The organism is Pigmentiphaga aceris, assembly GCF_008119665.1.
Taxonomy (GTDB): Bacteria; Pseudomonadota; Gammaproteobacteria; order Burkholderiales; family Burkholderiaceae_B; genus Pigmentiphaga; species Pigmentiphaga aceris.
The window spans coordinates 5,134,876-5,153,553 of record NZ_CP043046.1 but is presented as its reverse complement, the minus strand read 5'-3'; the positions used below and the strand labels follow the sequence as shown (position 1 = coordinate 5,153,553).

The 18,678-nt window shown below is 60.4% G+C and carries 17 protein-coding genes and 1 tRNA gene; 9 read left to right on the top strand and 9 right to left on the bottom strand.

Features of this window, described 5'->3' with window-relative positions; translation table 11 throughout:
- Positions 1-23 precede the first annotated feature (23 nt).
- Positions 24-97: transfer RNA gene (locus FXN63_RS22225), tRNA-Gly, on the top strand.
- A gap of 27 nt (positions 98-124) precedes the next feature.
- Here FXN63_RS22225 and FXN63_RS22220 read toward each other — a convergent pair.
- Complete coding sequence (locus tag FXN63_RS22220; RefSeq protein WP_187394984.1) at positions 125-1,414, bottom strand: type II toxin-antitoxin system HipA family toxin; 1,290 nt, start codon at positions 1,412-1,414, stop codon at positions 125-127.
- Entirely contained in the window at positions 1,414-1,740 is a 327-nt protein-coding gene (locus FXN63_RS22215) for a helix-turn-helix domain-containing protein (protein WP_425468631.1), read from the bottom strand. Before FXN63_RS22215 ends, FXN63_RS22220 begins: the two co-directional genes overlap by 1 nt.
- Before the next feature lie 176 nt (positions 1,741-1,916).
- Here FXN63_RS22215 and FXN63_RS22210 point away from each other — a divergent pair, with 176 nt between their 5' ends.
- Positions 1,917-2,396 carry a hypothetical protein gene (locus tag FXN63_RS22210; RefSeq protein ID WP_148817641.1) on the top strand — a complete coding sequence of 160 codons (480 nt, stop codon included), beginning with the start codon at positions 1,917-1,919 and terminating at the stop codon, positions 2,394-2,396.
- A gap of 15 nt (positions 2,397-2,411) precedes the next feature.
- Here FXN63_RS22210 and FXN63_RS22205 read toward each other — a convergent pair whose 3' ends face one another.
- Positions 2,412-3,497: an MBL fold metallo-hydrolase gene (locus FXN63_RS22205; protein ID WP_246164941.1), complete on the bottom strand. Its 1,086-nt coding sequence runs from the start codon at positions 3,495-3,497 to the stop codon at positions 2,412-2,414.
- 324 nt (positions 3,498-3,821) lie between these two features.
- On the opposite strand from FXN63_RS22205, the gene FXN63_RS22200 reads away from it, so the two are divergent.
- Complete coding sequence (locus FXN63_RS22200; protein WP_148817637.1) at positions 3,822-4,727, top strand: LysR family transcriptional regulator; 906 nt, start codon at positions 3,822-3,824, stop codon at positions 4,725-4,727.
- Positions 4,728-4,752: 25 nt separating this feature from the next.
- Here the strand turns inward: FXN63_RS22200 and FXN63_RS22195 are convergent, their stop codons facing one another.
- From FXN63_RS22195 to FXN63_RS22180, 4 genes are all read right to left on the bottom strand, one after another.
- Positions 4,753-5,769: an XdhC family protein gene (locus FXN63_RS22195; protein WP_148817635.1), complete on the bottom strand. Its 1,017-nt coding sequence runs from the start codon at positions 5,767-5,769 to the stop codon at positions 4,753-4,755.
- 200 nt (positions 5,770-5,969) lie between these two features.
- Entirely contained in the window at positions 5,970-8,156 is a 2,187-nt protein-coding gene (locus FXN63_RS22190) for a xanthine dehydrogenase family protein molybdopterin-binding subunit (protein WP_148817633.1), read from the bottom strand.
- A gap of 9 nt (positions 8,157-8,165) precedes the next feature.
- A complete protein-coding gene (locus FXN63_RS22185) occupies positions 8,166-9,158 on the bottom strand; it encodes an FAD binding domain-containing protein (RefSeq protein WP_148817631.1) in 993 nt (330 codons plus the stop codon).
- Positions 9,145-9,897: a 2Fe-2S iron-sulfur cluster-binding protein gene (locus FXN63_RS22180; RefSeq protein ID WP_222864109.1), complete on the bottom strand. Its 753-nt coding sequence runs from the start codon at positions 9,895-9,897 to the stop codon at positions 9,145-9,147. Before FXN63_RS22180 ends, FXN63_RS22185 begins: the two co-directional genes overlap by 14 nt.
- Positions 9,898-10,307: 410 nt before the next feature.
- Here FXN63_RS22180 and FXN63_RS22175 point away from each other — a divergent pair, with 410 nt between their 5' ends.
- Positions 10,308-11,204 carry a LysR family transcriptional regulator gene (locus FXN63_RS22175; protein ID WP_148817628.1) on the top strand — a complete coding sequence of 299 codons (897 nt, stop codon included), beginning with the start codon at positions 10,308-10,310 and terminating at the stop codon, positions 11,202-11,204.
- 286 nt (positions 11,205-11,490) lie between these two features.
- On the top strand, positions 11,491-12,687 hold the full coding sequence (locus tag FXN63_RS22170; RefSeq protein WP_342791201.1) for an MFS transporter: 1,197 nt from the start codon (positions 11,491-11,493) through the stop codon (positions 12,685-12,687).
- 68 nt (positions 12,688-12,755) lie between these two features.
- On the opposite strand, the gene FXN63_RS22165 is transcribed toward FXN63_RS22170, so the two are convergent.
- Positions 12,756-14,123, bottom strand: coding sequence for an FG-GAP repeat domain-containing protein (locus tag FXN63_RS22165; RefSeq protein WP_246164940.1), 1,368 nt, complete (start codon positions 14,121-14,123; stop codon positions 12,756-12,758).
- A gap of 127 nt (positions 14,124-14,250) precedes the next feature.
- On the opposite strand from FXN63_RS22165, the gene FXN63_RS22160 reads away from it, so the two are divergent.
- Positions 14,251-15,138 (top strand): LysR family transcriptional regulator, encoded by an 888-nt coding sequence (locus FXN63_RS22160; protein WP_148817626.1) that lies wholly within the window; start codon positions 14,251-14,253, stop codon positions 15,136-15,138.
- A 41-nt stretch (positions 15,139-15,179) separates the two neighbouring features.
- Here the strand turns inward: FXN63_RS22160 and FXN63_RS22155 are convergent, their stop codons facing one another.
- Positions 15,180-16,076: a LysR family transcriptional regulator gene (locus FXN63_RS22155; protein WP_148817624.1), complete on the bottom strand. Its 897-nt coding sequence runs from the start codon at positions 16,074-16,076 to the stop codon at positions 15,180-15,182.
- 175 nt (positions 16,077-16,251) lie between these two features.
- Here FXN63_RS22155 and FXN63_RS22150 point away from each other — a divergent pair, with 175 nt between their 5' ends.
- The 3 genes from FXN63_RS22150 to yddG all read left to right on the top strand — a co-directional run bounded on the left by FXN63_RS22150 (position 16,252) and on the right by yddG (position 18,604).
- Entirely contained in the window at positions 16,252-16,740 is a 489-nt protein-coding gene (locus FXN63_RS22150; protein ID WP_148817615.1) for a (R)-mandelonitrile lyase, read from the top strand.
- Complete coding sequence (locus FXN63_RS22145; protein WP_246164939.1) at positions 16,718-17,536, top strand: carboxymuconolactone decarboxylase family protein; 819 nt, start codon at positions 16,718-16,720, stop codon at positions 17,534-17,536. The genes FXN63_RS22150 and FXN63_RS22145 overlap by 23 nt, the downstream gene beginning before the upstream one ends.
- 147 nt (positions 17,537-17,683) lie before the next feature.
- Entirely contained in the window at positions 17,684-18,604 is a 921-nt protein-coding gene (yddG, locus tag FXN63_RS22140) for an aromatic amino acid DMT transporter YddG (protein ID WP_281290831.1), read from the top strand.
- Positions 18,605-18,678: the final 74 nt, after the last annotated feature.

Here is an 18,678-nt window from a genome sequence, read left to right as displayed (position 1 = left end):
GGCGATGCTAGAATTCTGCCGATGCGGGTGTAGTTCAATGGTAGAACTTCTGCTTCCCAAGCAGATAGCGTGGGTTCGATTCCCATCACCCGCTCCATCTCCTCTCAGATTCTCGGCTGACGCCTTATCTGAGCAGCATGGCAGCTATATCGATCTGTTCATGTTCGAATGCTGCCGCAAAGTCATCCAGTTCCTCTGCGCGCAGTCCAACCTCAGGACCACGAGCGATCCTTCGCCAGCTTGCTACTGACGCATGGACCTCGGCCAGGGTGATAAGCGCTTGCTGCTTATCCAGCCCAAAGTAGGGTGCCCGAGCCAGCAACATGTGCACGTCTGTGATTGGCCCGTCTTCCTCGGACAGCCACGTTTTTGACTCCCGTTCCTTGTCCGGGAACGGATTGATGTCGAACGCAGGCGCAAGTCGCCACAATCCATGTTCCACATGCAGAAACCCATGGTTTTGCAGGTGATCGTCCACATTGGTAATCAACAGGTTGAAGACCAGGCGACGCCAGAGTTGTCGCAAATCCCGTGTTGGGGCGTGGCCATGGGAGCGAATGGCATCTGCAATTTCCGTGTAGCTGCGGTCCTCCTCGCGAGACGCCTGCAAGAGCGATGCTGCTGACTGATAGGGAATACGACCGTCATTGCCATCCCGATCAAATCGTCGGATGACGGCTACCGATACATCCGCCAATGAGACGATGCGCGCAGGTGCCGCATCAATGCCCGCCAGTTGCGCTAGCTTCAGCGCCAACACCTCGCCACGCGTGACGCTGCGCGTATCGTTCACGCTGGGAAACTTGCCGATCGCAAGCCAGCCATCTTCGTCCACGATCGTGCATTTGGGACGCATGCCACCCAGCGATGTGCCTTTGCCTTGCAGATACCGCAAGTCCTCGGCAGTTTCTTGTCCGCGCTCGACTGCCTGGCTGGCTTGATATATGTGGGCAAGCTCAATCAACGGTGGGGTAGAACGGTGTCCTTCTGGCACCGTTCTGTGCCATATGCCTTCAGGATCTCGTAGGCGTAACGCACCAATACGGCTGAAGTCATCGACCGCGAGCAGATAGTCCAACTCGGTCAGAGGCTGAGGTTTCTGGTCAGTGCGTCGGCGCTTGGCGTGGTCGCGGGCGATGACGCGGCGGCCCCAGGCATCGGGCGTGGTATCGGCTAACGCACCATGAAATACGGAGTCATGAGGCGACGCAGCTTTGTGTGGCTGATGACCAGGCATCAGTTGCAGGTCAGCCGATACGTTGAAGCTTGCAGGGTTGGACAGCCAAGTTTCGTCGTAGGCGAAGGCGCAGTGTTGGCGCTGGCCTTGCCGTACGTATACTAGGGCGCCGAGCGGCGAGCCAGCCTTGCCGATGGACACCTGAATTTGTTGTCGGACAGGCGTGGCGACTGCCATCACATTGCTCCAGAAGATCCACCGGATTTGCCGCGCACGCGTTTGGGCAAACGCTCGTCCATCAGTGTCAGCCCGATCTCGTCGTTCGGTGTGTCCAGCAGGTGCTCAAGTGCCCGAATCTCGCCGAATACGTGCAAAGCTCGGGCGAAGAAATGGATAGGTACCTTGATATCGCCTTTCTCCATCCGGCGTACGGTGGACAGCGACGCGCCCATACGCTCGGCAAGCGAGGCCTGAGAAATGTGACGTCGCCTGCGAGCCAGAGAGATGTCGCTCCCAAGCTTGCGGATCGCACGTTCCACGGGTAGCGGGGTCGGCAGCTCCAAAATTAGCACTCCCTTGAGAGCATTAATTATAGTTTTGTGTTCTCAAGGGAGCAATTATTGTTCACTGATCGATGGCTGTTCAGCATGAACAAGGAGCATATGATTGTTGGAACTTGTTCCAGCACGACGCGAGTCATCTTCGCTAGCTGGCCGTTTATGTCGACCCGAAAATATCCGTGATCATCGATTTCCAGATTGCTCCCATGATCGGTCATTGGGATGTTGATGCCTCAACATCCCAATGCGAATTCCAATTTGGAACCCAGCTGATCTATGTGCAGCACCCCAAAGGGTCGGACCCACGACCTTACCTTCAGGCTGCTCAGGCACCAGCTCAACTGGCGTGGGATGACTCGAAAAATGCCATCGCACATGCAGAACGCTGGTTTCGAGCAAAGCATCCCGATTTTTGGCGGTGTTGGGACAACGCGGTAAACCCAAAGCATCCGCTGATCTTTTACGCTATCTCTTTCTACATAAACGATCCCCGCCCTCACTTTGATATCGCGTGCGATCCTACGTATGAATTCACGTGCGTTCGTCACGATGAGTTGTGGGGCCACCTTGAAGCAACCAGGGAGGCTCTTCCTCACATTCCAACTACTGACCGTGTCATCGTGCGGCGTTTGGCTGATCAGACGTATGAGTTGGTTTGATGAGTTGGGTCGCTGCTACCCCCCAACTCCCTCCCACCACGCCTTGAACCTCTGCGCTCGTCCATCCAGATACATCGTCTGACCGATCTGCGGCGTCCACAGCTCATACCCACGATCACCACCACCCGCCGCGCTGATGCGCTTCAGCGGATCATCCCAATCATGCGGTGCCAGCGAGAAGCGGCCCACGTGCGCAGGGGCCAGCACCCGCGCACGCAAATCCTTCGCTGCCTGCGACGCCTGCTCGGGATTCATGTGCACATTCGCCCAGCGCGGGTCGTACTGGCCCATGTCCACGGCCACCCAGTCGAAGGGGCCGAAGCGCTGGCCGATGTCGGCGAAGTGGGGGCCGTAACCCGAGTCACCGCTGAAGAAGATTCGGCGCTGCGATGACACCAGCGCAAAGCCTGCCCACAAGGTGCGGTCGCGGGTGAAGGTCCGGCCGGAAAAATGGCGGGCCGGGGTGACATTGATCTGCAGGGTTGGTCCCACTGGCACCGTGTCATACCAATCGGCTTCGTGCACGGTCTGCATGTCGTAGCCCCAGGCTTCGAAGTCGGCACCGATGCCCAGTCCGACCACGACTTTTTTCACTTTGGATTGAAGCGCCCGAATCGACGGGTAGTCCAGGTGATCGTAGTGGTCGTGGCTGATCAGCAGGGCGTCGATCGCCGGCATGTCGTCTGCCGTGTAGATGCTGGTGCCGTCGAACGCCACGTTCGCGCGCGGCACGGGCGCTGCGTTGACGCTGAACACCGGATCGATCAGGATGCGTTGGCCGTCCAGTTGCACGAAGTAGGACGAATGGCCCAGCCAGACGATCAGGTCTTGCGATACATCCAGTGCCTTGAGGTCGGTCTTGGTGGCGGGAATGTCGGCTGAGGGACGCGCGTTGTTGTTGGCACCGAAAATGGTGCCCATCCACATCGACACCTGGCTTTCATCGGTGGTCAGCATGGGGGTGTCGATCTGGTTGCGGAAGGTGCCGTTGGCCTGGTTGGGCGACTTTGCGATCTGTGCAAGCCGTTCGCCGCTGGGCAGTTTTCCGAACAAGGGGTGCTGCAAGTAGGCCAGGCCACCCAATACAACGAGGGCGACCACAACAAGGATGGCAATCAGAAACCTGCGGAGCTTGTTGCGCGTCATTGTGTCAGCGCCTGTGTATGAGCTTGGGCTGAAGACGCCGCGTGTATCAAGATGGCCGGTGTTTTGCGGGTGAAAGTCAGGTGCTTGCGTGTCATGGTGATCGGTAGGGTGTGTTTCACTGTATTCAGCAGACCGGATACTTCCGGTAAAAATTTCCTGATTCATCGGATCAGGCAAGAAAATCAGCGGATCGGGCGATAAGTTTTTTGCGCTGGCGATGAAATGTTTGATGCCGCCTGATGTCCAATCTCGTCAGTTACTCCGGCAATGCGGGCTTCTATGCAAGACGATTTACTTCGCAATTCTTTCGGCGGATTGAAGGCATTTTTTGCCGTGGCGCGTGAGGGCAGCTTTACGCGTGCCGGCGCGCGGCTGGGCCTGTCGCAGACTGCTGTCAGCCATGCCGTCAGCGGCTTGGAAAAAACGGTGGGTGTCCGCCTGCTGGCGCGCAATTCGCGCCGGGTGCTGCCTACCGAAGCAGGTGAACGTCTGCTGTTGACGGTGGCTCCGCAGTTCGAGGAAATCGATGCTGAACTCGCCGCCTTGTCGGAACTGCGTGACAGTCCGACGGGCACGATCAGAATCACTGCATCGGGTTATGCAATCCGCACCGCGCTTGCGCCCAAGCTGAAGAAATTTCTGCCGATGTATCCCGGCATCAAGGTGGAGCTGTCCGCCAACAGTGCGTTCACCGATATTGCTGCCGAACAGTTCGATGCGGGCGTGCGGCTTGGCGAAGCCGTGGCCCAGGACATGATCGCGGTGCGCATCAGCCCTGACGTTCGTTTTTCTGCCGTCGCCACCAAGCACTACTTTGCCAATCGTCCGATTCCCAAAAAGCCTGAAGATTTGATGCTGCATAACTGCATCAACCTGCGGCTGCCGACCTATGGTGGCGTGTGGGTATGGGAGTTCGGAAAGGGCGATCGTCTGGTGAATGTGCGCGTCGATGGTCAACTTATCTACAACAGCATTTACGACTGTCGTGATGCGGCCGTGGCAGGCCTGGGGCTGGCTTATGTGCCAGAAGATCTGGCGCAGCCTTACGTGAAGGCGGGGCATCTGGTTTCCGTGCTTGAAGACTGGTGTCCGTATTGGTCCGGACACCATCTGTATTACCCCAGCCGACGGCAACCGTCGGGGGCAATGGCCTTGCTGATTGCCGCGCTGCGCCACGAGGACTAGTCGGCTTCTGCGAATGTATGCGGCCTTACAAAGCAGGTGCCTCGTGGCGTTCCTTGGCCTGCGCCACCGACATTTCGCCGGGTAGCTGAACGCCGTTTTTCACTGCCAGGATTTCCGCCATCACACTGACTGCGATCTCGGCAGGTGTCTTGCTGCCGATGTAGATGCCGATCGGCCCACGCAGCTTTGCAAGCGACGCTTCCGTCTCACCGAAGTGGATCATCAAGCGCTCGCGTCGTCCCTGGTTGTTGCGCCGTGAGCCGATTGCACCGACGTAGAACGCCTCGCTGTGCAGGGCTTCCAAGAGCGCCAGGTCGTCCAGCTTTGGGTCGTGGGTCAGGGCCACGATGCAGCTGCGCTGATCCGGCCGGAAGGACACCACCGCGTCGTCCGGCATCTGGGTGTCTTTGTGCACACCGGGCACGGCCCAGGCGTCCATGTATTCGACACGCGGATCGCAGACCGTGACGGAAAAACCATTGAATTGCGCCATGGTCGATACATACTCGGCCAGCGCGCCTGCGCCAATCAGCAGCATGCGGTATTCGGGGCCCAGGGTGTTGACCAGGTATCCATCTTCAAAGCGAAGCGCCGTGTGCGCGTCCGGGCGTTCGAGCAACACGTTGCCATCCGCCAGATTCAGCGTGCGCCGCACCAGTTCACCCGCTTCCAGTCTGCTGACCAGCGTGTGCAGATCTTCATGCGATGGCGCAAATTCCAGCACCAGTTCCAGCGTGCCGCCACAGGGCAGGCCGAAGCGGTGCGCCTCGTCTGCGTTGATGCCATAGCGCACCACCTCGGTCGCACCTGTTGGCTGGAGCTGGTCACCATGCGCGCGGGTGTAGCGATAGATCAGATCGTCTTCAATGCAGCCGCCCGACACGCTGCCGACGGCGCGGCCGTCTTCGCGCAAGGCCATCATGGCCCCGATCGGGCGAGGGGAGGAGCCCCATGTTCTGACCACAGTAGCCAGCAGTACGCGCTGGCCCGCCGCACGCCAGTCGCGCGCTGCTCGCAGCACCATGACATCGATGTTGTCCATATCCCTGTCCTTGCCTTGTTCTTACCAAAAAACCCTTGCAGGCGTTGTGCGGCACAACGCCACCTGTATTCGTTGCCGCCCGAGTGTTGATGCATCTGCAAGGTGCATTCCCCATCCGGGCGGCTTTGCCATCACGAGCTTCCGTGGGCAGTTTCAAAGCAATTCAAAGCAACTTTCTCAAAGCAACTTTCAGACCACGTTTACAGCAGCTTCTCCGGCGTGATCGGCAGGTCACGAACACGTTTTCCTGTCGCGTGGAACACCGCGTTGGCAATCGCCGCCGGAATGCCGACCATGCCAAGTTCACCCATGCCTTTGACCCCCAGCGGATTGACCACCGTGTCATCTTCCTCGACAAAAATCGTCTCGATCGAATGGATGTCGGCATTCACCGGCACGTGGTAGTGCTGCAAGCTGGCGGTCATCATGCGGCCGTAGCGATGGTCCACCTCGGTGGCTTCTTCGAGTGCCATGCCGATGCCCCAGACCACGCCGCCGATCTCCTGGCTGTGCGATGCCAGCGGATTCAGGATCTTGCCGCAGGCGGTGATCTCAAGCACGCGGGTCACCTTGATCGTACCCAGGTCCGGGTCTACCTTCACTTCCACGAACTGCGCACCGTGGGCCAGCGATGCAAACTTCGCGCGTTCGGGCGATGGCTTGGAATCGAAGGTCTCGGTGATCTCGGTGGTGCCGGTGCGTTTCATCAACTCGGCAATATCGATGGACCGCGACGAATCGTTCTTCACACGCAGACGGCCATCAAGCATCTCGACATCCGCTGCCGCCACGCCTTGCAGCGGTGAACCGGCATCCTTGTTTGCCATGTCCAGCAGTCGTGCCGTGATTGTCAGTGCCGCGCCTTGCACAGCCGAGCCCACACTGGATGTCGTCCACGACCCACCTTGCGCCGGGGCGCGCGGTTGCCGGGTGTCACCCAGTTCGAACTTCACCTGGTCCAGATGCAAGCCCAGGAATTCGGCGGCGATCATCGTCATGACCGTATAAGTGCCTGGTCCGATGTCGCTGGTGGCGCTGGCCACGTTGGCCGTGCCGTCTGCGTGATAAGTGATGCGTGCGCTGGCGGATTGCTGGAACGCACCCCAGACACTGGTTGCCATGCCCCAGCCCACCAGCAACTTGCCGTCGCGCATCGAACGCGGTTCGGGGTTGCGCTGTCGCCAGCCGAATTTCTCTGCGCCCATGCGATAGCACTCACGCAGTGCCTTGCTGGAAAACGGCTTGCCGCTTTCCGGGTCGACTTCGGCGTAGTTGATCAGGCGCAGGTCCAGCGGATCGATCTTCAATGCATACGACAGCTCGTCCATCGCGCTTTCCAGCGCGAACATGCCACTGACCGCACCCGGGGCGCGCATCCATGTCGGCGTGGGCAAATCGGTTGCCGCGATCTTCAGGGGGGCATCCAGGTTCGGGCACGCATACACCTGCCGAAGGAAGCTGGTGGTGGCGTCCGAGAACGGCTCGAAGGACGAGGTGTTGTGGAAGGCCTCGTGAATGATCGACTGCAACTTGCCCTGTGCATCGGCACCCAGCGCCACCTTCTGGATGGTGTGTGGCCGATAGCCGTGGCCGGTGAACATCTGGGCACGGGTGAACACAACTTTCACCGGGCGCTTGAGTTCGCGTGCGGCCATGGCCGTCAACGACGGGTAGTAGTTGGGCTTGAGCGAAGAACCAAACGCACCGCCCACGAAAGGCGACACCACACGGATGTTCTCCGCCGGTACCCCAAGTCCTTCCGACAGGTGTTGCTGCACGCCGTACACGTTCTGCGTCTTGTCGAAGATCGTCAGTTGCTCGCCTTCCCAGAAGGCAATGGCGGCGTGCGGTTCGATCGGATTGTGATGCTCGATCGGGATGTGATATTCGCTGTTTACCTTGACCGCTGCCTGCTGCATTGCGGCCACCGGATTGCCGCGTGCCGGAACGGGCTTGGCGTCCGGCTTGGCCTGCGCCAGCACGGTCTGCAAGTCGGTGCTGTGGGCTTCAGCCTGATAGGCAACCTTCACCAGACGCGAGGCGTGTCGTGCCTGCTCGTAGGTTTCGGCTATGACCAGTGCAATCGGCTGACCGTTGAAAAACACCCGGTCCGATTGCAGCGGCCAGGCCCATTGCGCGGGCGCGTCTGCTGCGGGTGCCTTGCCCAGCTTGCCGGCGTTCAGGTGCGTGATGACGCGCACAACACCTGCTGCCTGTTCGGCTTCGCGTGTGTCGATAGTGGTGATGCGGCCCTTGGCAATCGTGCTCAGCACGATGAAGCCATAGGCCACATGCGGCACCTGAAACTCGGCCGTGTACTTGGCCTTGCCGGTGACCTTGGCGATGCCGTCTACGCGGGTGGTTTCTTTACCGAGATAACGTGTCATGGCGACTCCTCAAGCCAGCCGCGCAGCACGCTGCAGCGCACGGACAATGGATCGTTGGCCCAGTTCCACCTTGTAGGTGTTGTGTGCCAACGGACGGGCATCTTTCAGCGCTGCCTGGGCTGCTTGGCGGAACGTGTCATCGCTGATCCGTTTGCCGACCAAGGCGGCTTCGGCCTCTGTGCTGCGCCAGGGTTTGTGCGCCACGCTGCCGAGCACGATACGTGCCTGCTTGATGGTGTCGCCATCCAGTTGCAAGGCGGCCGCAACCGACACCATCGCAAAGGCGTAAGACGCGCGGTCACGCACTTTCAGATAATGCGAATTGCGGGCGAATTCGGATGCACCGACAGGAAGCTCGATGGCAAGAATCAGCTCGCCATGGTCAAGGGTGTTGTCGCGTTGCGGGGCATCGCCAGGCAGACGATGGAATTCCGCTGCGGGAATCAGACGCTCGCGCCCGTCGGTGGTGCGCACACGCACATTGGCATCGAGCGCCACCAGCGCGTTGGCCATGTCACCCGGGTAGGTCGCCACACAGGATTCGCTCCAGCCCATGATCGCGTGAATGCGATTCAACCCTTCGCGCGCTCCGCAGCCACTGCCTGCCTCGCGCTTGTTGCAGGGCGTGGCCAGGTCGTAGAAATAATTGCAGCGGGTGCGCTGCATCAGGTTGCCACCATTGGTGGCCATGTTGCGCAGCTGACCCGATGCGCCGGCAACAATGGCCTGCGTCAGCAGCGGATAATTCTCGCGGATCAACGGATGGTTGGCGGTCTCGGTGTTGGTCGCCAACGCGCCTACCGACAGACCCGAGCGCGTGCGCTGAATCTGTCGCAACGGCAGTTGCGTGATGTCGACCACACGAACCGGCCGCTCGATTTCCTCTTTCATCAAGTCGACCAGATTGGTTCCGCCTGCCAGGAACTTGGCCTGCGACACCGTGGCGACTGCTGCGGCACCGGAAGCGACGTCGGTCGCGCGTACGTACTCAAACGGTTTCATGGCCGTCCTCCTTTCTGACAGCCGCAAGCTGCGTCTCGGTGGCGAATTCCCATGCCTGGGCGGTTTGACGGCCAGAGTGCACTTCCTGCACGGCGGCCACGATGCCGGGGTAGGCACCGCAACGGCAAATGTTGCCGCTCATGCGTTCACGGATTTCGTCATCGCTCAGACGGGTCGAGGTCTTGCCCACGTCTGCCGTCACGTGGCTTACGTGACCATTGCGGGCTTCGCCCAGCAGGCCCACGGCAGAACAGATCTGGCCTGGCGTGCAGTAACCGCATTGGAAGGCGTCGTGCTTGATGAACGCAGCCTGGACCGCATGCAGTTGTTCACCCTGCGCCAGCCCTTCGATGGTGGTGACCTCGCGGCCTTCCAGCGTCGCAGCCAGTGTCAGACAGGACAGCACACGCTTGCCATCCACCAGCACCGTACAGGCACCACACTGGCCCTGGTCACAGCCTTTCTTCGAGCCGGTCAGGCCCAAGCGTTCACGCAGCGCATCCAGCAGCACGGCACGAGAATCCAGTTCAAGCGTCTGTGGCGTGCCATTGATCTGCAGCGCGATCTTCACCACGTTCTGCGCCTTGATCGGGGCAGTGACCGCATCGGCCGCAAGCGGCATTTGCGCCAGCGCCGATTCCTGGGCCAGCAGGTTCGCGGCAAACAGCCCGATACCACCCGCTGCAGACGTGATCATGAAGCTGCGTCGCGATTGGCCGACGCCAGCGAGTTCCGGCATGTCGGCGAGCAGCGCGACTTCGTCAGCACTCAGCTCGCTTGGTGGATCGCCATTGAAATCATGTGGCATATTTTTTTCCTGTCTGGAGCACCTGAGGGCGTGACAGTGCGGCTTCTTCAAGCAGAAGTGCACGTCACACAAGAGAACGGCAAGCTACGCAATTTACCGATCAAAGCGCGCGCGTGAGGTCATGTTTGAATGAATGCTCTTATGAGCCACATTCATCAATCTCGTTGGCGAAGCCGTTGAGCTGCCTGATTTGTCTGGTGGACTGTTCAGGCTGCGACTAAGCGCATGCTGACTGCCATCTCGTCTGCTCGATGAAGGCGTAACAGATGCTCGCGATTGCCCGCATGAATCTCTGATGGCGCAGATACAATTTGCGGCAAATCCATGGGCAAATTTGATAAATGCCACGAGAACACTACAGCGAGCTGCTTGCCCTGATTGCCGTGGCGCGCGAGCGCAGCTTCACGCGGGCTGCGGCCCAGCTTGGCATGTCGCAATCCATGCTCAGCCATACCATCCGGGAAATGGAAGCGCGGCTTGGTGTGCGGCTGTTGACGCGCACCACGCGCAGTGTGTCAGTGACCGAAGCAGGCGAGCGCCTGCTGGACGTTGCCGCCCCGCGCCTGAAAAGCATTGAGGCAGAACTGCGTTCGATCGCTGAACTCAGGGACGTGGCAGCGGGCACCATCCGCATCACGGCAACTGACCATGCCATCGACACGGTGTTGTGGCCAAAGATCTCCGGCATCTTGGCGGAGTACCCGCAGATCAAGGTGGAGATGAGCGCAGACTATGCGCTGGTCGACATCGTGCAGGGCCGCTACGACTTTGGGGTGCGTCTGGGTGACGAACTGGCCAAGGATATTTCCGCGGTTCGCATCGGCCCGGACATGCGTGCCGCCATCGTGGGCGCACCGGCCTATTTTGCGTCCCACCCGATGCCCACCCAACCGCAAGATCTGGTCAACCACGACTGCATCAACCTGCGCCTGCCCACACGCGGAAACCTGTATTCCTGGGAGCTGAAAAAAGGCCAGCGGGAGATGAGTGTGCGGGTGGAAGGACGCCTGGTGTTCAACGGCATCTATCAGATATTGAACGCTGCGTTGTCGGGCAACGGCCTGGCCTATGTGCCGGAAGATCTGGTGCAGCCGCATCTGGCGTCGGGCGCATTGTTGCCGGTGCTCAAACCCTGGTGGCGCAAGTTTCCCGGCCTGCATCTTTTCTATTCGCGCCAGCGCGGAGCCTCGCGCGCAATGCGTGTGCTGATCGACGCACTCGAATACAAGAAGAGTTGATTGCCGGTTACGACCGCGCGATTCAAATACCGAAAACAACGCCCGGTTCACCACGCCATTCATCAATATGCTGCATGCCCCCATTCGGATTGTGGGCGTATACGAATGGGTCGTCGCCGCTATCATGACACCCCTCTGCTGCCGGTATCCGCGATGAGTATCCCTCGCGTTCCTCTGCCCGGTTAGCGTCGTTTTTCCCCTTCTGCTGTCGATCACGCTTCGCTTCGCCATGACGAGGCGGCGTGCGTCTGCGTCTGTGTTCCTGCGTCTGTTTTCCAGAGTAATCATGATGAAGCGTTCCCCTGTAGCCCCGACTTCGGCCAAGGCCGGAGTCGGAAGCGCCGTTGCCTCGATGGCGTTCTGTGTGGCGATGCTGATCGCCTCCGAGTTCATGCCGGTCAGCCTGCTGACGCCGATTGCCAATGACCTGCATGCCACGCAAGGCATGGCGGGTCAGGCGATCTCGATTTCCGGTCTGTTCGCCGTGTTGGCCAGCTTGTTCATCGCCCCGATCTCGGGGCGCTTCGATCGACGTCATGTGTTGATGAGCATGACGGTGCTGTTGCTGGTGTCGCTGGTACTGATTGCGCTGGCACCGAACTTCACGATGCTGATGGTCGCGCGTGCGTTCCTTGGTGTGGCGGTGGGCGGTTTCTGGTCGTTGTCCACGGCCACCGTGCTGCGCCTGGTGCCTGAAGATCAGGTGCCCAAGGCCTTGGGCATGATCTTCATGGGCAATGCGATTGCCACGGCATTTGCGGCACCCGTCGGGGCCTATCTGGGCGGTGTGCTGGGTTGGCGTGTGGTATTCGGCGGACTGGTTCCGCTGGTGTTGATCAACCTGATCTGGCAGGCGAAAAGTCTGCCTTCCATGCCGCCACGCGCCACCATTCCAATGAGCCGCCTGTTCGGTCTGCTGAAGCGCCGAAATGTTGCCATCGGCATGGCGGCAGTCATGCTGACGTTCGCCGGCGCATTCTCTGCCTTCACCTATTTCCGTCCCTTCCTGGAAAGCGAAACCGGCGTGAATGCCGACATGCTGTCGGTGTTGTTGCTGTCCTTGGGCCTGGCTGGTTTTGTTGGCACCCATTTCGCCAGCACCATGCTGCATCGGAATCATCTGTATTCCCTGCTGCGCTGGCTTCCGCTGGCCCTGGCCGCCGTCACGCTGGGCCTGATGGAACTGGGTCACGTTTTCTGGGGTGCGGCGGTGATGATGTTCAGCTGGGGTGCCTTGAACGCGGCGATCCCGGTCTGCTGGTCAACCTGGCTCGCGCGCGAGATTCAGGACGAACCTGAAAGCGGGGGCGGATTGATGGTCGCCTCGATCCAGCTGGCAATCATGTTCGGTGGAGCCTTCGGTGGCCAACTGCTGGATCAGATCACCGTTGCTGCGCCCTTGGCAGGCGGTGCCGGCTTGCTGGTGCTGTCGGCGCTGCTGATCGGCAATGGTGCACGTCTCAGAGCGCCTGCGCAGGGCTGATTGACCCGGGTCAGTCGGCCCTGCCTTCAGTGCCTTGGTTTCAACCCTGCACTTTCAATGCTGCAGTTTCAACGCTGCGGTTTCAACGCAGGCAAGGGCGGAAGCGATTTCCGGTGCGCCCGGATATCGCTCAGCAGCAGCCTGGCCTGCGTGCCCCATCCGCCGATGAACACGTCGTCCTTGCCGTCGCCGTCCAGGTCGCCCTTGCCCATGCTCCAGCTGCGGCCTACCGTGATGCCCGGCACCACGGATGCGGTCACGTCGCGGAAGTTGCCCTTGCCATCGTTCTGCCACGCCCGAAGCTGCTGCGGCACAAAGCCCGGCACCTGAATCGCGCCAACCAACAGATCGGGTGCGCCGTCACCATTGAAGTCGACCACGGTTCCCGCCCAGCTTGAGAACGTGTGCGCAGGTAGCCGCGCCTGGGTCTCGTCACGGAAGTGTCCACGTCCGTCATTGATCAGCAGACGGGTCTGCGGATCTTTGTCCCAGCCGAAGTTGTTGCTGGTGATGTTGAAGAACACGATGTCAGGGTGACCATCACCGTTCACGTCCGCCACTTGCACATCGCGCGTTTCCATCGGAACACGCAAGTCCAGTCGGGCAGACTCATCCGTGAATCGGCCTGTCCCGTCATTGATCAACAGGCGATTGGGATGTGCCGGGCTGGCCAGCACCACATCCAGATGGCCGTCACCGTTCATGTCTGCCAGCGCCACACCTTCCGTCTGATCGTTGCTGTGTGGCAGGTGCGTATTTGTGGCGTTTATGAAGTGACCGGGTCGTGCCGGATCGTTCAGGAAAAGCAGATTGCGCGCGGGCAAAATCGGTGCGGTCGGGGAATGTCCGGTTTCACCCGTGCTGCCGATGAAGATGTCGGGCAGGCCATCGCCGTTCACGTCACCCACGGCCAGCCCGTTGCCTTGGCTGGATGCGGGCAGACGATCGCTTGCATCGATGAAGCCACCTTTGCCATCACCCAGATACAGCTGGTGGACTTCGTCCGACTCGGCCACGAATACCACGTCCATGTTGCCGTCGCGATTGAAGTCGGCCGCCCGCACATGCTCGCTGTCGTGCATGCGGGTGCCGAAGGCGTCAGGCACGTAAGTCAGCTTGCCCGTGCCGTCATTCAGGTACAGCCGGTTGACGCCGTATTCAACGGACACCACCACATCCAGGTCACCGTCGTGGTCCACGTCCAGGAACACCGCGTCGGTTGCGTGCAGGCTTGGCGCGATCGGAACATTGGGTGCCGTGGCGTCGATGAATACCGAAGAAGGTGCTTCGGGGATCAACGCGAATGCGTCGGTGGCGGGATTGCGTGCGTCGCTGTGACGCGGGGCCGCATTCGTTGCCGCACACCCCGCGATTGCGGTCGCCAACATCACCAGAACAGCAGTCTTTGCAAGGCCATGTCTTGTCGGTTGGTTCATGGGAACACCCCGCAAAAAGTATGAAAGACCAAGCACCTTAAAAGAGGCTGAACGATTAAAAAAGGGTCCAGGCGTACTTGAACTTATGATGAAGCATCATCAATAGCTGCGAATCGCGGGAGCCTTTATGCAGGACGAGTTAGGCGCATTGGCCGCATTTGTGGCGGTGGCAGATGCACGCAGCTTCACGCGCGCGGCTGGCAAGCTGGGTACGTCGCAATCTGCGCTGAGCCACAAGATCCGGCGGCTGGAAGCGCGTCTTGGTGTCAAGCTGCTGACCCGGACCACACGCAGCGTGGCACCGACAGAAGCCGGGCACAAGCTGCTGGCAACGCTTGCCCCCGCGCTTGCAGGCATCAAGGAACAACTGGTGTCGCTGACCGATGACGTGAACAAGGTGTCAGGCACGATCCGCATCACCACCGCCGATCACGCCACTGAGACACTGATCTGGCCTGCGCTCAAGCGCATCTTGCCAGCCCATCCGAATCTGGCTGTTGAAATTGATGTCGATAATCGCTTTGTCGACATCGTGGCAGAGGGCTACAACGCGGGGGTACGACTTGGCGCAAATGTCGACAAGGACATGATCGCGGTGTCCATCGGCCCGCCACAACAAAAGGTCGTCGTGGGTGCGCCCGCCTACTTCGCCAGGCGAGGCACGCCCACCGTGCCGGCGGACCTTTCCGCGCACGACTGCCTCAACCGGAAGTTGCCTTCATTGGGCGGATATCCGCCTTGGTCGTTTGCCAGAGACGGACGTCAGGTCAAGGTGCGGGTCACGGGCCAACTTGCGTTCAATCGTCCCGAGCTGATTGCCGACGCGGCCATCGACGGTTTTGGCGTGGCCTATCTCTTCGAGTCTCAGGTGTCCGACGCGATCAAGTCCGGCAAGCTGGTCTGTGTGCTGCAAGACTGGTGCGGCTCGGTACCCGGTTATCACCTGTACTACCCCATGAGCCGGCAGGTTACACCCGCGTTTCAGGTCATCATCGACGCGCTGCGCAGATCTTGAGTGTCACTTGATGGCGACGTTCGTTTCAGAAACCCAGATCATCAATCCTCACGGTCGCGCAAGGCCTCGATCACCAAGGCCAATGCCGGTGGCATCTGACGACGGTTCGCGTAATACAGGTGATAGCCGGGGAACTCGGGCCACCAGTCTTCCAGCACGGGAATCAAGCGACCAGCCTCGATATGGGGCTGCATCAGGTCATAGGGAACATAGGCCAGGCCCATGCCATCCAATGCAGCCTGCAGCATCAGGAACGTGTTGTTGAACACCGTCTGCCCGGCTACTCGCACGTTGAGCGACTGCCCGTCTTTTTCGAAATCCCAGGCATACAGACCACCGTGCGTGGGCAGCCGAAGATTGATGCAACGATGGTTGGTCAGATCGTGGGGCGTGGTGGGCACGCTGCGGTCCGCCATGTACTCGGGTGACCCGGCACACGCCATGCGCAGGCCCGGTGCAAGCCGCACCGCCACCATGTCCTTGGCCACACGATCACCCACGCGAACGCCGGCATCGAAACGATGCGCGGCGATGTCGGTGAACGCATAGTCCACCCCGAATTCAATCTGGATGTCAGGATACTGGCGCAGCAAGGGCAGCAGCCGGGGCCACAGCACGGTGGATATCGCGTGATCGTGCGCGGTGATGCGCACCGTGCCCGCAGGCTTGTCGCGAAGCGAACTCAGCGACGCCAATTCCTGCTCGATTTCGTTCAGTCTGGGTGACAGCGTATCGAGCAAGCGTGCTCCTGCCTCAGTCGTCGATACGCTGCGTGTGGTGCGTGTCAGCAGACGCACGCCAAGGCGCGCTTCCAGCGCAGACATGGCATGGCTGAGTGCCGAGCGCGACAAGCCAAGCTGAGCCGCCGCACGCGTGAAACTGCGTTCCTTGGCTACCGCCACGAACGCTTGCAGATCACTGAGATTTTCTTTTGCCACCAGAGGCTCTTTTGCTGTGCTTCGTGTTTATTGGTGAATTTATCTCACTAGAGTGTCCCGATTTTACGGTCTTCTCAGACAATTACGGCAACCTTAAAGTGGCCACTGGCGCACGGAAGGCGGCGGTCTCTGCCGCTTTTCCCCTGCGATTCTGGCTTCCAGCAAGGATTTGTTCATGAACACAATTTTGAAAGTTGCCCTGTGCGCTGCGGCGCTGCATGCGTCGCTTGCCGCCGCTGCCGACCCCCAGGCTGGCGCAGGTGCACAGCAGATCACACGCGCTGGTGCTCAGGCATCGGTTGCCGGTCCCGCCGATTTCTTCACTGGTCGTGCACGTATCGATCCCGTCTGGCCTGCCGACAAGAACATCAATGCATCGGGGGGCCTGGTCACCTTTGAGCCGGGTGCGCGATCTGCCTGGCACACCCATCCTGCCGGACAACGGCTGGTGGTGATCTCCGGGGTCGGTCTGACCCAGGAGTGGGGCAAGCCAATCCAGGAAATCCGCGCGGGTGATGTGGTCTGGTGTCCGCCTGGCGTGAAGCACTGGCACGGTGCAGCACCAAAAACCGCCATGACCCACCTGGCCGTCACCGGCACCTTGGATGGCAAGAACGTCAACTGGATGGAGAAGGTCAGCGATGAGCAATACCATGCGCACTAAGCGCGTTGAACAGTCCGCGCGGATGGGCGTGCTGACCGTGGCGTCGACCCTGGCCTTGATGCTCGCATCGCCGTTGAGCCATGCTGCGACCGGGGCTGCAACGAACAAGGCAAGCAGCAATGCTGCAAGCGGCAGCACATCGAATCCGTCCGAGGTGCTGAACGCACGCCAGCAGGCCATTGTGCCGATTGCTGCGGCCGGTGCAGCGGGCGACATGGTCAGACTGAACAAGGCGCTTGAACAAGGCCTGGACGCTGGCTTGACCATCAACGACGGCAAAGAGATTCTGGTGCAGCTGTACGCCTACGCCGGATTCCCGCGCAGCTTGAATGCCCTGGGCGAGTTGATGAAAGTGGTGGATGCCCGCAAGCAACGCGGCATTCAAGACGCACCGGGTGCCTTGCCCAGCCGTCCCATTCCCAAGGGGGATGCATTGCTGGCTGCCGGCACCGCCAACCAGACCAAGCTCTCGGGTGGACCGGTCAAGGGCGCGCTGTTCGACTTCGCACCGGCTGCCGACGAGTACCTGAAGACTCACTTGTTCGGCGACATTTTCGAGCGTGACAACCTTGATTGGCAAAGCCGCGAACTGGCCACGCTGGGCATGTTGTCGGCGCTGCCCGGCGCGGACTCACAGCTGCAGGCGCACATGCGTATCAGCATGAATGTGGGGCTGACCGCCGCGCAGTTGCGTCAGCTGGGCCAGGTGCTGGCCGAGCGTGTCGATGCCGATCATGCACGTCGTGCGAACCAGGCCTTGGATCGCCACTTGGCGACCTTGTCGGGCGCGAAGTAAGCAGGCAAGACCATTGCGGGTCGCTGCGGTGCAGCGATCAGCGCGATCATTCGTGGGCCAGGAATTTTCATCGGAGTAACATCGCCTGCTTTCCTGAGCGGGCTGCCATGCGCAGACCTCGATGGGCAGATTCAAGGCGGAGACGACGTGTCGCAGGCGCAAGACAGCAAGGCATTTGGTCCCACAGGCGCAACGCTTATCGGCATGAGTTCGGTGCTGATGTGGGGCGCAACCGTGGGGTTGCTGCGCAGCATTGCAGAGATATTCGGCGCGGTGGGTGGCGCAGCGCTGGTCTTCAGCGTCAGTGCATTGTTCGCCACCCTGGCCTTGGGGCTGCCGCGCTGGCGTGATCTGCCGCGTGCCTACCTGTGGGGCGGTGGCTTGCTGTTCGTTGCCTACGAGGTTTGCCTTGCGCTGTCGCTGGGTTACGCGCACGACCGTGGGCAGGCCATGGAACTGGGCATGATCAATTACCTGTGGCCCAGCCTGACGATCGTGCTGGCAGTAGTAAGCCGACAGCATCGTGGTTCATGGCTCCTGCTGCCCGCGCTTGGCCTGTGTTTTGCCGGCATCGTCTGGGTCATGAAAGGGCAGGGCGACTGGTCGGTGAGCGTGATGTGGCAGAACGTGCTGGGCAATCCGCTGGCCTACGGGTTGGCACTGGGGGCCGCGTTTCTATGGGCCGCCTATTCGGTCGTCACCCGCCGCTTCGGAAAAGGGAAAAACGCAGTCCCGCTGTTCCTGCTGGCAACGTCTTTGCTCTTGTGGATCCAGTACGCAATCAGCGCCGAGCCAGCGTTGCCGATCAACCTGGGCGGTATCGGGCAGGTGCTGCTGCTGGGTGCGCTGACCTCTGCCGCCTATTCATGCTGGAACCACGGCATGCAGCACGGCAACTTCACCTTGCTGGCAACGGCCTCGTACTTCACGCCGGTACTGTCGGCACTGCTTGCCAGCCTGTGGCTGGGTGTGCGGCCTGGTGCTGGCTTTTTCTACGGTGCCTTGATGGTGACTGCCGGGTCGCTGCTGTGTTGGTGGGCAACCCGTGCCCGCCGGGCCACGGCCTGAAACGTTGCGCCACATGCACGCGTCGTGACTGCTCCATGTGGAAACCAGAATTGATGGCTTACACTTTGGTGTAA

Excerpts from the sequence above, each read along its gene's own strand:
- FXN63_RS22220 (WP_187394984.1), bottom strand. The coding sequence starts at position 1,414 with ATGGCAGTCGCCACGCCTGTCCGACAACAAATTCAGGTGTCCATCGGC.
- FXN63_RS22200 (WP_148817637.1), top strand. The coding sequence starts at position 3,822 with ATGCAAGACGATTTACTTCGCAATTCTTTCGGCGGATTGAAGGCATTT.
- FXN63_RS22195 (WP_148817635.1), bottom strand. The coding sequence starts at position 5,769 with ATGGACAACATCGATGTCATGGTGCTGCGAGCAGCGCGCGACTGGCGT.
- FXN63_RS22190 (WP_148817633.1), bottom strand. The coding sequence starts at position 8,156 with ATGACACGTTATCTCGGTAAAGAAACCACCCGCGTAGACGGCATCGCC.
- FXN63_RS22185 (WP_148817631.1), bottom strand. The coding sequence starts at position 9,158 with ATGAAACCGTTTGAGTACGTACGCGCGACCGACGTCGCTTCCGGTGCC.
- FXN63_RS22180 (WP_222864109.1), bottom strand. The coding sequence starts at position 9,897 with ATGCCGGAACTCGCTGGCGTCGGCCAATCGCGACGCAGCTTCATGATC.
- FXN63_RS22175 (WP_148817628.1), top strand. The coding sequence starts at position 10,308 with ATGCCACGAGAACACTACAGCGAGCTGCTTGCCCTGATTGCCGTGGCG.
- FXN63_RS22170 (WP_342791201.1), top strand. The coding sequence starts at position 11,491 with ATGATGAAGCGTTCCCCTGTAGCCCCGACTTCGGCCAAGGCCGGAGTC.
- FXN63_RS22165 (WP_246164940.1), bottom strand. The coding sequence starts at position 14,123 with ATGAACCAACCGACAAGACATGGCCTTGCAAAGACTGCTGTTCTGGTG.
- FXN63_RS22160 (WP_148817626.1), top strand. The coding sequence starts at position 14,251 with ATGCAGGACGAGTTAGGCGCATTGGCCGCATTTGTGGCGGTGGCAGAT.
- FXN63_RS22150 (WP_148817615.1), top strand. The coding sequence starts at position 16,252 with ATGAACACAATTTTGAAAGTTGCCCTGTGCGCTGCGGCGCTGCATGCG.
- FXN63_RS22145 (WP_246164939.1), top strand. The coding sequence starts at position 16,718 with ATGAGCAATACCATGCGCACTAAGCGCGTTGAACAGTCCGCGCGGATG.